This is a genomic window from Streptomyces sp. NPDC058401 (assembly GCF_042722885.1).
Classification (GTDB): domain Bacteria; phylum Actinomycetota; class Actinomycetes; order Streptomycetales; family Streptomycetaceae; genus Streptomyces.
In genome coordinates this window covers 15,658-28,461 of the sequence record NZ_JBHXKA010000025.1, presented here as the reverse complement: position 1 = coordinate 28,461, position 12,804 = coordinate 15,658, and the positions used below count along the sequence as shown (strand labels likewise).

General features: G+C 72.6%; 14 protein-coding genes. 11 read left to right on the top strand and 3 right to left on the bottom strand.

The genetic code is table 11. The features are described from left to right. Positions 1-920 precede the first annotated feature (920 nt). Both ACFWNV_RS12185 and ACFWNV_RS12180 read left to right on the top strand, forming a co-directional pair. A complete protein-coding gene (locus ACFWNV_RS12185) occupies positions 921-2,066 on the top strand; it encodes a lytic polysaccharide monooxygenase (protein ID WP_383944502.1) in 1,146 nt (381 codons plus the stop codon). A gap of 380 nt (positions 2,067-2,446) precedes the next feature. Continuing rightward, the gene (locus ACFWNV_RS12180; RefSeq protein ID WP_383944499.1) at positions 2,447-3,694 is read left to right on the top strand and encodes a peptidoglycan-binding protein; all 1,248 of its coding nucleotides are present in this window, start codon (positions 2,447-2,449) and stop codon (positions 3,692-3,694) included. Positions 3,695-3,788: 94 nt separating this feature from the next. Here the strand turns inward: ACFWNV_RS12180 and ACFWNV_RS12175 are convergent, their stop codons facing one another. After that, positions 3,789-4,352 (bottom strand): chitinase C-terminal domain-containing protein, encoded by a 564-nt coding sequence (locus ACFWNV_RS12175; RefSeq protein WP_383944496.1) that lies wholly within the window; start codon positions 4,350-4,352, stop codon positions 3,789-3,791. A 53-nt stretch (positions 4,353-4,405) separates the two neighbouring features. On the opposite strand from ACFWNV_RS12175, the gene ACFWNV_RS12170 reads away from it, so the two are divergent. The 5 genes from ACFWNV_RS12170 (at position 4,406) to ACFWNV_RS12150 (ending at position 7,541) form a co-directional block, all read left to right on the top strand. Continuing rightward, positions 4,406-4,624 (top strand): hypothetical protein, encoded by a 219-nt coding sequence (locus tag ACFWNV_RS12170; protein ID WP_383944493.1) that lies wholly within the window; start codon positions 4,406-4,408, stop codon positions 4,622-4,624. A 416-nt stretch (positions 4,625-5,040) separates the two neighbouring features. Beyond that, the gene (locus ACFWNV_RS12165) at positions 5,041-5,397 is read left to right on the top strand and encodes an STAS domain-containing protein (RefSeq protein ID WP_383944490.1); all 357 of its coding nucleotides are present in this window, start codon (positions 5,041-5,043) and stop codon (positions 5,395-5,397) included. Next, entirely contained in the window at positions 5,394-6,062 is a 669-nt protein-coding gene (locus ACFWNV_RS12160; protein ID WP_383944487.1) for a hypothetical protein, read from the top strand. Before ACFWNV_RS12165 ends, ACFWNV_RS12160 begins: the two co-directional genes overlap by 4 nt. A gap of 231 nt (positions 6,063-6,293) precedes the next feature. Then, entirely contained in the window at positions 6,294-6,806 is a 513-nt protein-coding gene (locus ACFWNV_RS12155) for an ANTAR domain-containing protein (protein ID WP_383944484.1), read from the top strand. A gap of 18 nt (positions 6,807-6,824) precedes the next feature. After that, entirely contained in the window at positions 6,825-7,541 is a 717-nt protein-coding gene (locus tag ACFWNV_RS12150; RefSeq protein ID WP_383944481.1) for a GAF and ANTAR domain-containing protein, read from the top strand. A 16-nt stretch (positions 7,542-7,557) separates the two neighbouring features. Here ACFWNV_RS12150 and ACFWNV_RS12145 read toward each other — a convergent pair whose 3' ends face one another. After that, complete coding sequence (locus ACFWNV_RS12145; protein ID WP_383944478.1) at positions 7,558-7,947, bottom strand: hypothetical protein; 390 nt, start codon at positions 7,945-7,947, stop codon at positions 7,558-7,560. 367 nt (positions 7,948-8,314) lie between these two features. Between ACFWNV_RS12145 and ACFWNV_RS12140 the strand changes: the two genes are divergently transcribed. The 4 genes from ACFWNV_RS12140 to ACFWNV_RS12125 all read left to right on the top strand — a co-directional run bounded on the left by ACFWNV_RS12140 (position 8,315) and on the right by ACFWNV_RS12125 (position 10,804). After that, on the top strand, positions 8,315-8,911 hold the full coding sequence (locus ACFWNV_RS12140; RefSeq protein WP_383944475.1) for a hypothetical protein: 597 nt from the start codon (positions 8,315-8,317) through the stop codon (positions 8,909-8,911). Further along, the gene (locus ACFWNV_RS12135) at positions 8,908-9,306 is read left to right on the top strand and encodes a hypothetical protein (RefSeq protein ID WP_383944472.1); all 399 of its coding nucleotides are present in this window, start codon (positions 8,908-8,910) and stop codon (positions 9,304-9,306) included. The genes ACFWNV_RS12140 and ACFWNV_RS12135 overlap by 4 nt, the downstream gene beginning before the upstream one ends. Before the next feature lie 279 nt (positions 9,307-9,585). Further along, positions 9,586-10,071 (top strand): Crp/Fnr family transcriptional regulator, encoded by a 486-nt coding sequence (locus ACFWNV_RS12130; RefSeq protein ID WP_383944469.1) that lies wholly within the window; start codon positions 9,586-9,588, stop codon positions 10,069-10,071. Between the two features lie 43 nt (positions 10,072-10,114). Continuing rightward, a complete protein-coding gene (locus ACFWNV_RS12125) occupies positions 10,115-10,804 on the top strand; it encodes a response regulator (protein ID WP_383944466.1) in 690 nt (229 codons plus the stop codon). A gap of 9 nt (positions 10,805-10,813) precedes the next feature. On the opposite strand, the gene ACFWNV_RS12120 is transcribed toward ACFWNV_RS12125, so the two are convergent. Next, positions 10,814-12,529 (bottom strand): GAF domain-containing sensor histidine kinase, encoded by a 1,716-nt coding sequence (locus tag ACFWNV_RS12120; RefSeq protein ID WP_383944464.1) that lies wholly within the window; start codon positions 12,527-12,529, stop codon positions 10,814-10,816. Positions 12,530-12,804: the final 275 nt, after the last annotated feature.

The window sequence follows — 12,804 nt, the reverse complement described above, 5'->3', positions numbered from 1 at the left end:
GCCCCCCCCCTTGTTGGGGCGCCGGTCCCTCCCCCGGGGGGGGGGGGGGGGGGGGGGGCCCCGGGGGGGGGGGGGGGGGGGCCGCCCCCCCCCCCCCCCCCCACCACTGCGGCTGCGGTCGTACGGCCTGCGCCGCGGGACGGTCAGGCCCGGCCGGAGGCCGGTCTTCACGGCGCCCTTGGGGTGTGCCGCGGACACGGTGAGGGTGCCGGTGAAGGGACCTTCGACATGGCCCTTGTCGTCGTCGCAGACCACGACACCTCGTACGAACCGGGCTTGGTGTTCGCCGGAACGGAGAACTGGCCGCCCGGAGCGACCGGGTTGGGCTGGATCACGACCGGGTTGGAGGCCGCACCACCGGTGAGGATCGAGGACGCACGCATGATGTTCTCCCCTGGACACGACCACGGAGCCACCCCCGTGCAAGCCGGAAACCGCGTCCCGGTATCAGCACACGGCCGACGCCCGTACGGCGCATCTCGAAGCACGGCCACGCGTCGGCGTGTCACGTACACGCCAGGACCTGAAGATCACCGATCTTGCAGGTCAGATCACTTGCAGGACGCTTCGCTCACGAGGCAGCGGAATTCGGCTGAACGGATGACGGAGCGACAGCCCCGGTCACCCTCCTGCACCTCGACCGCAGCCGGGCCCCGCCGCGGACCGGCGGACCGGCGCCGTGCCCGTGCAGCCGGACGGGCGGTCCGGCCGGGCACAGTTGAGTCACCTGTTCGGTTTAGCCAGGTCTTAAGGCGGCCGTAAGGCGGCTGGAAGCTCCTCGAACCCGGGTGAGGGCGTGGCTACGTTCGTGGATGCCGGGGAGTCGCATCGCCCGGCGCCGGATCCCAGGGGACATGGGTCCGGTGCCGTGCGCCCCCCTCCCCGAGAGAACCTGCGCCATCCGTTGAGGAGATCCGTCTGTGTCCACTCGCCGCTCCGCCTCCCGTGTCGCCACGCTCACCCTGGTGCCGCTCGGCATCGCCGCTTATGCGGCCATCCCGGCGGCCGCGCACGGTTCGATGACCGATCCCGTCAGCCGGGTCGCCGCCTGCTACGCGGAAGGGCCGGAGAACCCGAGCTCCGCGGCGTGCAAGGCCGCCATCGCCGCCTCCGGCAAGCAGGCGTTCTACGACTGGAACGCGGTCAACATCGCGGACGCCGGCGGACGCAGCCGGCAGATCATCCCCGACGGGCAGCTCTGCTCCGCGGGCAACCCCACCTTCAAGGGGCTGGACCTGCCCCGCGGTGACTGGCCGGCCAGCTCGATGACGGCCGGGCAGCGCACCTTCCACTACAAGGGCACCGCGCCGCACGCCGGCGGCTTCCAGCTCTACATCACCAAGGACGGTTACGACCCCACCAAGCCCCTGAAGTGGTCCGACCTCGAGGACAAGCCGTTCGCCGACACCAACAGCCCCCACATGCAGGGCCAGGACTACGTCTTCACCGGCACGGTCCCGCAGCGCAGCGGACGCCACCTCATCTACGCGATCTGGCAGCGCTCCGATAGCCCCGAGGCCTTCTACAGCTGCTCCGACGTCGTCTTCGGCGCCGACAACGGCAGTACGGGCGGTGGCGAATCCACCACCGGCGGGGCGAACACCACTGGCGGCACGGCTACTTCAGGGGGGTCCGGCACGGCCGGCGGCACGGCAACGACAGGCGGTGGGGGAACCAGTGGATCCTCCGCCGGAACCCCGAGCGGCAAACCCTCCAAGCCCTCCAAGCCGAGCCGGCCCGGGCGGGGCCGCTGGGACCGGATCGGCACGAGCGACTGCCCCTACGCCAAGACCCCGACCGACACCCAGATCGCGCAGGGCGCCCGCATGTCCTCCGTCGAACACTCCGGACACGGAGACGACGATCCCGGCACCCATGCGGCCTCCTCCACCCACGGGTTGAAGCCCAACGGCGGATCGGAACCCCTCGACGGCGAGAACCTCGCCGAAACCGGTGCGGACAGCACCACCCTCCTCATCGCCCTCACCGGCACGGTGGTCCTGGCGCTCGGAGTCACGTCGCGGATCGCGATCGCCCGGCGCCGGCGCGGCCGCCACACCCGCTGACCACGCGAAGGCCCCAAAGGGCCCCTTGATCGTGGCCCGGTCCTCACCCCCCAGGGACCGGGCCATACCTCACGGAGCGGACCCTGACAGAGATCCCGCACGGCCCGGACGCCGCCGACGCACTCATCGAGGACCTGACCCGCGCGGTCCGGGACGGCGACGAACCACGCATCCAGGCCCTGATCACCGCCCTGGCCTCGATCGCCGACCACGACGCGCTGATGCGGATGCGCCGCCGGCTCGATGAGACCCAGCAGGATCCGTGACCGCGGCCGGACGCCGCGCCGCGCCGCGCCGAAGAACCCAAGCCCCTCCCCGGATACCACGGATCATGATCAGCTTAGGTCCGTTACACCCCACTACGGAGGGATTTACCACCTATGGCCATGCTTGCGTTCACCGAGATACAGCCGGGGACGAACTGCCCCTGCGCGGGCTGCCGTTCCCAGCGCCGGACCGCCCTCGCGCAGCACGCACCGCGCGGCCGCGTCCGCGCCCTGGCCGTCGCCGGCTTCGCCGGAGCCTGCGGCCTGACCCTCGTACCGGGGCCCGCGGCGGCCGCGCACGCCGTCGAGACCGGGCGCGCCCCGTCCCCCGACTCCGCGCAAGCGACTCCGCAGGGGACGGCCGGCCCGCTGGCCCGGACGTCGGCACAGCGCCTCGCGGCCCCGGGGGCAACCGCCACCACCCGCGCCGAGATCATGCGCCGGGCCCAGCAGTGGGTCGATGCGAAGGTTCCGTACAGCATGTACGCGTACCGCAACGGCTACCGGACGGACTGTTCCGGCTTCGTGTCGATGGCCTGGGGCCTCGGTTCCAACGAGTGGACCGGCAGCCTGGACCGGTACGGGCAGCGCATATCCAAGTCCGAGCTGCTGCCCGGCGACATGCTGCTGTTCCACAATCCGTCGGACCCTGGCGCGGGATCCCACGTGGTGCTCTTCGGCGGCTGGACCGATGCGTCCATGACCCGCTACACCGCCTACGAGCAGACCCGCCCGCACACCCTGAAGCGCACGACCCCGTACGCGTACTGGAACAACTCCTCGCGCTACGTGGCGTACCGCTACACGGGCCTGCGCGAAGGCGGCGGCGGCGACGAGGACCCCGGCTCGTTCCCCGGGGCCCGCTCCTTCGGGCCCGGGGCGAACAACACCCACGTCACCCGGCTCGGCCAGATGCTCGTGGCGCGCGGCGCAAGCCGCTTCTACACCTCCGGCCCCGGACCCGTGTGGAGCTCGGCGGACCGGGCCGCGACCAAGGCCTTCCAAGAGGCCCAGGGGTGGCGCGGCGCGGACGCGGACGGGATCCCGGGGGCGGCCACCTGGGCCCTGCTGACCAGCGGCAAGGGGCGGGACATCGGCTCCGGCAGCGACGGGCCGACGACCGGCTCCGCCTTCCCCGGCGGCCAGTACTTCCGCCCCGGGCAGTCCAACGACCACGTGGCGCGGCTGGGCCGGCGGCTCGTGGAGCGCGGCTTCGGACGGCACTACTCCGAGGGCCCGGGCCCCCGTTGGTCCGAGAGCGACCGCCGCAACGTGGAGGCCTTCCAGCGGGCGCAGGGCTGGCGCGGCGCCGAGGCGGACGGCTACCCGGGCCCCGAGACCTGGCGCCGGCTCTTCGCGTAGCCACCGGGCCGCCGTGGCGGCTCCCGCCGAGCGCGGGTCCGGTCCGCATTCCCGGGGATGCGGACCGGACCCTTGCGGGTGCCTGCGCAGGGGATCAGCAGGGGCCGTTGTCGGTCCAGACTCCGTCCTGGCCGCTGTTGGCGGGGTCCTCGTTCAGGCTCCACCACTTGTTCGTGTAGGTCCGGCCCTTCCAGGAGACCTGGACGCCCTTGGCCGGGTAGATGGTGTCGGCCTTCCAGCTCGGCGCGGTGCAGGTGCCGGGCGTCGAGGACGGGGAGGACGACGGGGAGCCGGACGGGCTGCTGCTCGGGGACGGGGACGGGGAGGGCCACGGCGAACCGGAGGGGCTGCCGGTCGGTGACGGGGCCAGGGTCTGCTGCGGCAGCGCGATGGTCGAGCGGGTCGCGCCGAACGCCGTGGCGTTCTTGAACTCGTCGTACATCAGCGTGGTCAGGGTGGAGCCGGAGACGTACTGGCCGCTGCCGCCGTTCTCGGTGGCGTCCCAGCGGTAGTCGCCCGCTAGCTCCCAGATCATGGTGCCGCCGGCACCCTGGTCGATGACGTAGTCGGCCTTGGCGCCCGCCGGGGACTCGTTGCCGTTGTCGTCCCGGTCGTGGCTCGGCGGCCGCCTGGACGTGTACCAGGTCCAGGCGGTCACCCCCAACAGCCCGGCACCGCCGGCTCGCCGCGCTCGCGACCGCGGGCATCGCCGTGGGCCTGACGACGAGCGGCCCCGGCCAGCGCGACACCAACCGCGCCGCGCTGGAGCTCACCGTCGACGGCCGACCGCTGTTCCGCAGTGTGCAGGCGACGTGGAACCTGCTGGCGACCGGGGTGGCCCTCGGTACCGACCAGCTCGCCCACCTCTCGGGCATGGCCGAAACCCCTCAGGCCTACTGGTCCCACAGGTCCCGACTCCCCTGGAACTAGGGGGTGTCTTGCCGATGAGGCCGGGCTCGCCGCCGTCGACGATTCGGGTCCTTTCTGCCTGCGGCTCGCAGTGGGGCGCACGACGGCGCGCCCCACGCGCTGGTCGGCAATCAGCCAGAAGGGGCCTGCTTGCACCTCTCCGCGGGCACGGGCGCCGGGCTATGCTGCGGACAGAGCGTCCCCGTTCCAGACCCCGACGGCGCGTTGTCTGTCACAGATTTCCGCGTCGCGGCACGGACCGCGGTCCGTCCGCCCCGGCGTGTCCGAGGGCGTGGCACGTCCCCATCCTGGAACGCAGGCTGCCGGACCGGCCCCACCCACCGCGCGCGTACGTCCGCACCGGGACGTGCCCCCAGGGGCCGGGAATGCGGCGCCGAAGGGTGCTGCCCGGCTGGTCCGAACCGAGGCACCCCATCATGCGTGTCCCCGATCCGAACGCCCACCCGCACCACGAGAGCGGCCGGGTGCTGATCTCTCCGACCGGAGAGATCGACGTGGCCACCGTCCATTCGCTGCGCACCGCCCTCGAGCAATGCCTGCACGAAGGCGTCCGTACCGTCGACGTCGACCTGTCCGGCGTCACCTTCTGCGACGGCAGGTGCCTGGGCGTCCTCCTGTCCGCGTGGTGGCGCATCACGGCGGCCGGAGGAATCCTGCGCCTGCACCATCCGCCGCCCGTACTGGTCCGGATGATCGACATCACCCGTTCCGGCTTCCTGCTCGGTGACCATCCCGCTCCCGCCCTCCCCGCCGTCCTGGGCGGTGTGCGGTGACGGACACCTCGCCGCTGGGGCGCGCGCAGAGCGGCCGCCGCAGGGGGTCGTACGGCCGGGAGGACATGACCGCGATCCGGCTGCGCCGGCTGAACCGGTGGCAGGCCGAGGGACTGAAGGAAGACGTGGCGGACCTGTATGTGGAGTCCTCCCATCCGGCGGCGGGTGCGGCCCACAGCGGCCGGGAAGCCTTCCTTCACCGCCTCACGGGCGATGTCCGGCGGCCCGGGTTCTCCATGCTGGTCGCCGAGCGGGCCACCCTGTTCGGGTGCGTCTTCGGCTTCCCGCTGCGGCGGGACGGCTCCTGGTGGCGAGGGCTGCTCGGGCCCCTACCCCGGGGCATCGAACAACTCACCGCCTCCGGGCACGTCTTCGCCATCGCCGCCGTCGTGGTCGCCCCGCACGAACAGGGCCTCGTACTCGGCCGGCGTCTGCAGGAGCGGCTGCTGGACGACCATCGGGCCTTGCTCGGCGCCACCCTGGTGCCCCGGTCGGACGTCAGGAGCCTGGCAGCCTTCCGGTCCTGGGGCTGGCAGGAGGTCGGCGAGGTCCACCGGCCGCCCGGCACGGCGCTGCTCCGTGCGCTGGTACTGCCCCTCGGAAGGGCGCCGGCCCCCGCGTCCGGCCCGGGGCTCCCCGCCGGCAACCGAAGGCCCGAGCGGTGACAGGTGGCCGGGCGGCCAGGATCCGGGTACTGGTGGCCGAGCAGGCGGCCCGGCGCGGCGCCCGGATCGCCGTGGCGGACGTGTGCACGGCCGCGGTGGCCGCGCTCCCGATAGACGGCGCGGGAGTGTCGGCCATGTCCAAGGCCGCGGCCGGCCATCCGCTGTACTCCACCGGCCCGTTGAGCGAGCAGGTCGAGGAACTCCGGCTCACGCTGGGTGAGGGCCCCCTCCGTGGACGCCTTCGCCCTCGGGTCGGCCGTCCTGGCGCCCGATCTGCGGGCCGCCGGGGCACGGCTGCGATGGCCCGTGTTCGCCCTGGAAGCCATCACCGCCGGTGTGGTGGCGGTGTTCGCGTTCCCCTTGCGGATCGGTGCGATCAGTCCCGGGGTCCTGGACCTCTACTCCGACGTGCCGGTGGAGCTGGACCCCGCGGAGCTGGCCGATGCCATGGTGTTCGCCGACACCGCCACGCTCGTGCTCCTCGGAGCCCGCATCGACCGGGCCGACGGATCGCTCGAGGACCTCGGCGGCTACCGGGCCGAGATCGACCAGGCCACCGGCATGCTCGCCGTCCAGCTCGGCGTGCGCATCGATGAGGCGTTCGTCCGCCTGCGCGCCTACGCCTACTCCCACGAGCGGCGGCTCGCCGAGGTGGCGGCCGACCTGGTGGCCCGCCGGCTGCGGTTCAGGCCGGACGACCACGCGGACACAGACGAGGACCGGAGCGCCCCCGACGATGCCTGACAACAGAAGGTGTACACGATGAATGAGCAGCTCCTGGCCAAGGCATTCGTGGAACTGGCGGACAACCTGGTCGCGGACTTCGACCTGATCGACTTCCTGCGCATGCTGACCGACAGATGCGTCGGCATGCTCGACGTGAACGCTGCCGGCGTGCTCCTCGCGGACCGAAACGGTGAACTCCGCGTGATGGCCGCCTCCGACGAGCGCGTGCGCACGCTCGAACTGTTCCAGCTCCAGAACGACGAAGGCCCGTGCCTGGAGTGCTTCCACACCGGCGTACCCGTCACCATCGCGGACCTGAGCACCGAATCCGCCCGCTGGCCGCGCTTCACCGCGCAGGCCCGCCACGGCGGGTACTCGGCGGTCCAGGCCCTGCCGATGCGCCTGCGGGACGAGGTCGTCGGAGCGCTGAACCTGTTCCGCGCCCTCCCCGGGCCCTTCGATCCGGCCGCCACGCCCATCGCCCAGGCCCTGGCCGACGTCGCCACCATCAGCCTCCTGCAACAGCGCTCCTCCCAGCAGAGCACGGTCCTCAACGAGCAGCTGCAGACGGCCTTGAACAGTCGCGTGCTGATCGAGCAGGCCAAGGGCAAACTCGCCGAACGCCTGGGTATCGGCATGGAGGAGGCCTTCAGCGCACTGCGCGGCTACGCCCGCGCGCACAACCGGCGGCTGTCCGACCTGGCCGGCGCCTTCGTCGACGGAACCGAACCCCTCGCCGGCCTGGTCGCCTGACCGTCAGCACGCTTCCTCACGCCCCCCGATCGCGGTCGCGGTCACCGCCCTGGCCCCGGTCGCGGCCACCACGCCGGTCGGGGTCACCGCCACGGTCCCGGTCGCGGTCCCGGTCCCGGCGGTCCTCACGGCTCCGGCGGCCACGGTGCTGCCGGGCGTAGCGGCGGTCCCAGCGGTGCTGCTGGTCCCGGTGGTCGCTGTAGTCGCCGTAGTCCTCGTAGCCGTGATGGTCGTCGTAGCCCCGGTGGTCGTCATGGCTGCGGTGGTCGCCCTGATGCCCCGATCTGCCCCGGCGTCCACGGTGCACCAGGGCGAAGAGCAGGATCGCGGCGGCCACCCACAGCAGGTGGTTGAGGTAGCCGAAGAGGAACAGGGCCACCAGGAGCACGAGAAGCACGACGGACACGAGCGGTCCCTTCCACAGCGGAACAGGTCATCGCTGCCGGGGACCGGGGCCTCATCCAGCAGCGTAGCCCCGCCGGGGGCCCGGCGACAGCCGTCGGGCCCCATTGACAGCCGCCACCGCCCGGCGTTGACTGACGCGGACGGCGTTGGTCCGTAGCGCCCCGGACAGTTCCGGGGCCAGGCCTTCCACCGTCCGCTTCGCCCGGACCCCGCGGAACGCAGGTACCACCCCTGTGTCCGCTGTGCAGGTACCGGCCGAGCTCTTCCGGATCCGTCTCCTCCTGCCGGCACCAACACGCCATCGAGCGAGGAGAGTCAACGGGTATGCAGCACAACGACTTGCGAGCCGGCAACAGCGGGGGACCTCCGTGTCCAGGTCCGTGATCATCATTGCGGCCCTCGTCGCGGCGGGCCTCGTCGCCGTGACGGCCGTCCTCCTGGCCGCGCTCGGCCACCAGCGCCTCGGGCGCGGTCTGAAACGGCGCTTCGGCCCCGAGTACGAGCGCCTCGTGACCCGCCACGAAGGCGACACCAAGGCCGCAGACCGAGAACTGACCGAACGCCTGAAGCAGCACGGCTCCGTACGGGAACGGCCGCTGTCGCCGGCCTCCCGGGACCAGTACGCGGCCCAATGGGCCGGGATCCAGAGGCGGTTCGTCGACTCGCCGCAAGAGTCGGTCGCCGAGGCCGACGCCCTGCTGGCGCGGTTGACCTCGGACCGGGGCTTCCCGGCCGACGGGCCCTTCGAAGAGCGGCTCGCCGCGCTCTCCGTCCACCACGCGGAGCACGTCGACGGCTATCGCGGCCTGCACGGAGCCGCCCGCGGCCGTGGCAGCACGGAGGAGAACCGCAGGGCCATGACCGGGGCGGGCGAGCTCTTCGACGCACTGGTCGCACCGCATCCGGCCGACTCGGGCCGGCATCGTCCACAGCGTCACGACGCCGGGGGAAGTGGCACGCGATGACGTACGACCAGGAACGCGCACAGCAGCTCCCTCCCCCTGGGCGGCGAGATCCGCGCGGGGGCCCGACGCCCCGCCGCCTGCCCCCCGAGGGGCCGTCCGAGACCCGTACGGACATCCCGGCCTACGTGTCGCTGCTCGCGCAGAGCGACCGGGACCGGCTGACCCTGCGCCTCCAGCACGCCCTCGGCACCTTCGTCCGGAGCCCGCGCGAAGCGGTCGACGAAGCCGACAGCGCCTTCGCCGACGCCACCACCCGCATCACGGCCGCACTCGTGGAGCGCCGGCGCGTCATCGACACGGCACATCGGGACCTCGGACCCGAAGCCGGAACGGAAGAGCTGCGCCTCGCCCTGCGCCAGTACCGGGAAGTCACCTTGAGGCTCCTGCGCATGTGAGCGCCCCTGCTCCGATCGGCCCCTGACAGCCGGTGGGGACGGCCCATCCTCCCCGGTGAGCCGCCCCGCCGGCCTCTCCTCGCGGGCGGACAGCCCTGCTTCGCCCGGCTGCCCGTCGGGGAGGCCCCCGGCCCCGCTGTCCGCGCCGAGGGGCTGCGCCTGATCGCCCGCTCCGGGCGGTCGGAGTGGGCCGTCCGGGCCGGGGAAGGTACCGATCGGCCCTTCCGCGACCGGCCGCCGGCGGCGGAGGGTGGAGGCGGACCCGAACGGAGAACCGCCATGACCACCTCTTCCTCCCACCGGCTCACCTCCTCCCCCAACCGCTTCGACCACGCCCTCTCCCCGGAGCACCGCGACAGCCTGCTGGCCCTGGCCCACGAGGCGGACTTCCCCGCCGACACGCGACTGTTCAACCAGGGCGGGCACGCCGGCCGGTTCTGGGTCATCCGGTCGGGCAACGTGGGCATGGACGTGCACGTGCCCGGGAGGCAGGCGGCGGTCGTCGAGACGGTCGGCCCCGGCGAGCTCGTCGGCTGGTCATGGCTGTTCCGTCCCTACACCTGGCACTTCGGCGCCGAGGCCATGACTCCGGTGCGCACGGACGAGTTCGATGCCGCCGCCGTGCGGGCGCTGATGGACTCCGACCCCGTACTCACCTCCGCAATGTGGCAATGGGTGGGGCAGGTGCTCGCCCATCGGCTCGTCTCCGCCCGGGTCCGGCTCCTCGACCTGTACGCACCCCACGGCAGCGGAACTCGTATCTGAGACAATTGTTCCCAGACCTATCCGACCTGAGGGTGTGGCGTGGATGTCCGATGCACCGGCTGCCGCCCCGGCGCCCATCCGGGTCTTCCTCCTCGACGACCACGAGATCCTCCGGCGCGGACTGCACGACCTGCTGGACTCCGAGCCGGACATCGAGGTGGTGGGTGAGGCGGCCACGGCCGCGCAGGCCCTGGCCCGGGGGCCCGCCCTGCGTCCGGACGTGGCGGTGCTCGACGTACGGCTGCCCGACAGCGACGGCATCAGCGTCTGCCGCGAGCTGCGCTCGCGCATGCCGGATCTCGCCTGCCTCATGCTGACGTCCTTCGATGACGAGGACGCCCTGCTCGACGCGATCATGGCGGGTGCCGCCGGGTACGTTCTGAAGCAGATCAAGGGCTCGGACCTGGTCGCCGCCATCCGGACGGTGGCGACGGGCCAGTCGATGCTCGACCCCGCGACCACGGCCCGTCTGATGAGTTCGCTCCGGGACCCGACCGCCGGGAAGCCGCCCGGGGACAAGCGGCTGACGGTGCTCTCCGAGCGTGAGCGAGCCGTACTCGAACTGATCGGCGAGGGCCTCACCAACCGTCAGATCGGCAAACGGCTCTTCCTCTCCGAGAAGACGGTCAAGAACCACATCTCACGGCTGCTCGCGAAGCTCGGGGTGGAACGCCGCGTCCAGGCAGCCGTGATCGCTGCCGAGGTCCGCGAGCACGACGAAACCGGCCGCTGAGTTCCGAACTCACCGGACAGGGCCGATCGGGACCCGCCAGTCCAGCCGGGTTCCGCCCCCGCCGGTGCGCGGCGAGACGGACAGCCCGCCCCCGAGGGCCCCGGCGCGCTCCGCGAGGTTGCGCAGACCGCTCCGACGGCCACCGTCCGCGACACCCACACCGTCGTCACTCACGGTTACCGCCAGCACTCCGTCCGCCAGAACGATCGCGACCTCCGCCCGCGCCGCCCGCGCGTGGCGGGCCACGTTGGTCAGGGCCTCTCCGAGCACGGCCACCACGTCGTCGGCGATCGGCACCGGAACATCGGTGTCGATCAACCCCTCCATGCGCAGAGCGGGCGCGAAACCGAGAACCGCCGCCGCCTCGCCCACGGCCCGCACCGCGCGGACCCGGAGTCTCGGGGTGCGGCCCGTGGCCTCGTGGTCACGGAGTCCGAAGATGGTCGTACGGATGATCTTGATCGTCTCGTCCAGGTCGTCGATCGACCGGCTCAGCCGCTCGGACGCCTCGGGGTGCTCCACGAAGCGCTGGGCGCTCTGCAAGGTCATGCCCGTCGCGAAGAGCCGCTGGATCGCGAGATCGTGCAGATCGCGGGCGATCCGGTCGCGGTCCGCCAGCAGGCTCACCTGCTCACTGTCCCGGCGCCGGTCGGCCAGCTCCAGCGCCAGGGCCGCCTGGCCCGCGAAGCCGGGCAGGGGCGCCACCTCGGCTCCGGCGAACGCCCGCCGGCCGGTACGCCTCGCCAGCATCAGCACGCCGCGCAGCTTCGCCCTGGTGCCCACCGTGACCGCTACAGCCGGGCCGAAGCCCGTCCATGCATCCGGCTGCGCCACAATTCGGACGTCGGTGGCCACGTCGCCCAAAGTGATCAGTCCGTCCTTTGCCAGGGCGAGTGCGGCCAGGATCCCCTCGCCGCCGGGCAGCACGATCCCGCGGTGTGCTTCGGCGCCCTCCCCCAGGGCCAGCGAGCCGCGCAGCTCGCCGCCGGGCCCCACCTGGTAGAAGACGCACATGTCGGCCGAGATGATGTCCCGGGCCCGCTCCAGCATGCCCTCCAGCACCTCGATCTCGGAGGACCCGGACAGTAGCGCGCTCGTGAAGTCGGAGCTGGCCGCCAGCCAGCGCTCCCGGAGCCGGACCGCCTCGTACAGGCGGGCGTTGTCCACGGCGACGCCGGCGGCAACCGCGAGGGTGGACAGGACCCCCTCGTCCTCCGCGTCGAAGCCCTTCCCGCCCCGCTTCTCCGTCAGGTAGAGGTTGCCGAACACCTCGCCCCGGACCCGGATCGGTACGCCGAGGAAGGAGCGCATCGGCGGGTGGTGCTCGGGGAACCCGGCGGAGGCCGCGTGCTCCGAGAGGTCTCCCAGGCGCAGCGGCCGTGGATGCCTGATCAGCTCGCCCAGCAGTCCGTGTCCGGTGGGAAGGGCCCCGATCCGCGCCCGGAGCTGGTCGCTGATGCCCACCGGAAGGAACTCGGCGAGCCTCTCGTCCTCCCCCACCACGCCCAGCGCACCGTACTCCGCGTCCACGAGGACCACCGCGGCCTCCACGATGCCGCGCAGTACCTGGGCCAGGTCCAGCTCCTGCCCCAGCGACATGACCGCCTCCAGCAGGCCCGTCAGGCGGTCGCGGGTGTCCCGCGCGTCGGTGATCTGCGCCTGGAGCGCGTCCAGCCTCGGCTGCGCGATCCGGCTCGCCGACGCATCGTGATCGTCTCCGGTCATGGACACCTCCGGCGGCGTCGAAGGGCACCGCGCACACGCCCGGCCTCCAGCCTAGCCCTCCGCCCGCCGGCCGGTCGCGGTACGAGGCATTCCACCTACCGGGCCCGCACCACGCCGCTCTCGGCGTGGCGCCCTCCGCCGCGCACCACGATGACGGGGGGCGTAGCGGCTGCCGGGGACCGGTCGGTCCTGGCACAGGACCCGTTCGGCCCTCGCACCGCGGGCGGACGCGGCGGATGGTGGCTGGTGAGGGCGCTCGCAGGATGCGCTCACGG

Bases quoted from the DNA above. Each gene is read 5' to 3' on its own strand.
- ACFWNV_RS12180 (WP_383944499.1), top strand. From the start codon at position 2,447: ATGGCCATGCTTGCGTTCACCGAGATACAGCCGGGGACGAACTGCCCC.
- ACFWNV_RS12165 (WP_383944490.1), top strand. From the start codon at position 5,041: ATGCGTGTCCCCGATCCGAACGCCCACCCGCACCACGAGAGCGGCCGG.
- ACFWNV_RS12150 (WP_383944481.1), top strand. From the start codon at position 6,825: ATGAATGAGCAGCTCCTGGCCAAGGCATTCGTGGAACTGGCGGACAAC.
- ACFWNV_RS12135 (WP_383944472.1), top strand. From the start codon at position 8,908: ATGACGTACGACCAGGAACGCGCACAGCAGCTCCCTCCCCCTGGGCGG.
- ACFWNV_RS12130 (WP_383944469.1), top strand. From the start codon at position 9,586: ATGACCACCTCTTCCTCCCACCGGCTCACCTCCTCCCCCAACCGCTTC.
- ACFWNV_RS12125 (WP_383944466.1), top strand. From the start codon at position 10,115: ATGTCCGATGCACCGGCTGCCGCCCCGGCGCCCATCCGGGTCTTCCTC.
- ACFWNV_RS12120 (WP_383944464.1), bottom strand. From the start codon at position 12,529: ATGACCGGAGACGATCACGATGCGTCGGCGAGCCGGATCGCGCAGCCG.